Annotated in this window: 2 protein-coding genes; one reads left to right on the top strand and one right to left on the bottom strand. The window is 60.9% G+C overall.

Going from position 1 to position 1179, the window contains the following annotated elements; genetic code table 11:
• Positions 1-195 (top strand): hypothetical protein (locus tag NKI49_RS33180; RefSeq protein WP_352608425.1); only part of this gene is annotated, 195 nt, incomplete at its 5' end.
• On the opposite strand, the gene NKI49_RS33175 is transcribed toward NKI49_RS33180, so the two are convergent.
• Positions 182-982 carry a calcium-binding protein gene (locus tag NKI49_RS33175; RefSeq protein WP_352608428.1) on the bottom strand — a complete coding sequence of 267 codons (801 nt, stop codon included), beginning with the start codon at positions 980-982 and terminating at the stop codon, positions 182-184. The two genes, NKI49_RS33180 and NKI49_RS33175, sit on opposite strands and share 14 nt — an antisense overlap.
• Between the last annotated feature and the right edge of the window lie 197 nt (positions 983-1179).

The following is a 1179-nucleotide window of genomic DNA, read 5'->3' as shown; positions in this document are numbered from 1 at the left end:
CCGGACAGGCTTCCGCCTCCACACCTTCAGGAGATTTCGGTGCACGACCAGCGCGACGTGCAGGGCTTCGTCAAGCTGTACACGCTGCGACTGCTCCCGGGCGCCCCGACCCATGGCAAGTGCGGAGACGGGAAAGCGCCCGCCCAAGGGGCGGGGCGCTGTTCCGTATCGGTTTTCTGGATCAAACGAAGGTGAAGTCCGACGCGGTCAGGCCTAGGTCGGCCACGGTGACCACACCGCCCAGGTGGGCGAACTCGTGCGCGCTGCCGTCGGCGGTGACATAGGCCAGAGTTGCGACTCTGTCGGTGTAGCTGCTTTGGTAGACAATGATGTCACCGGCGTGCTCGCCGGAGATCGCACCCGCTGCCTCATTAGCAGAGTTGAAAGATTCGCCAGTGATTACCACGACATGTTCGCCGTTCGCACCCGAGGCCGCGCCACTGTAGAAGCTGCTCACCGGGTAGCCGGACTGTATACTGGCGTTGTTGACGAAGTTCGCGCCAAAACCGTCGTTGTAGAGGCCCACCGCATCGAAGGCGAACTTGTCCTCCGCCGGGTTGAAATCGGTGATAGTGGTAATGTCCGGCTTCGACCCGACACTCGGATCGACCCCAGGCACCGGATTGTGGAACTGGAACACGAACGTGTCATTGTCGGTGCCCCCGGTCAACGTATCCTGGCCGTCACCCACGTAGAGGACATCCTGGCCGGGACCGCCGCTGAGCCTGTCATTGTCCTCACCGGAGATGCGCGCGTTGAAGCGGCCGTTGTCGCCGGAGAGATCGTCCCAGCCATCTCCGCCGAAGATGCGGTCGTTACCCTCGCCGCCAAGGGCTCGGTCACTGCCCGGGCCAGCCGAGATCTCGTCGTTGCCGCCACGACCGTCAATCCAGTCACCGCCCTGGAAACCCTCCATCCAATCTTCACCCTTGGTGCCGAGGAGTGTTTCGGCATCCGGGCTACCCTCGATAATGTTTGCCATCGAAAAATACTCCTAATGATGCACCCTGCCTGACGCGTTCATATTGCTCATCGGGTAATTAGAGAAATCGATTGCTTGGATAGACACACATTTACGAAATGGATGCATTCACGTTCACTTCGCCCTTCCGCTGAGCAGTAGCGGGCTCGCAGGCGGCGGGGACGCGCCCAGACGATCGACCCGAACATTCACACTCA

This window comes from Mesorhizobium sp. M0587, from assembly GCF_040320945.1.
Classification (GTDB): Bacteria; Pseudomonadota; Alphaproteobacteria; order Rhizobiales; family Rhizobiaceae; genus Mesorhizobium.
The sequence above is the reverse complement of the archived record's forward strand: the minus strand, read 5'-3'. Positions and strand labels throughout refer to the sequence as shown.

Bases quoted from the DNA above. Each gene is read 5' to 3' on its own strand.
- NKI49_RS33175 (WP_352608428.1), bottom strand. From the start codon at position 982: ATGGCAAACATTATCGAGGGTAGCCCGGATGCCGAAACACTCCTCGGC.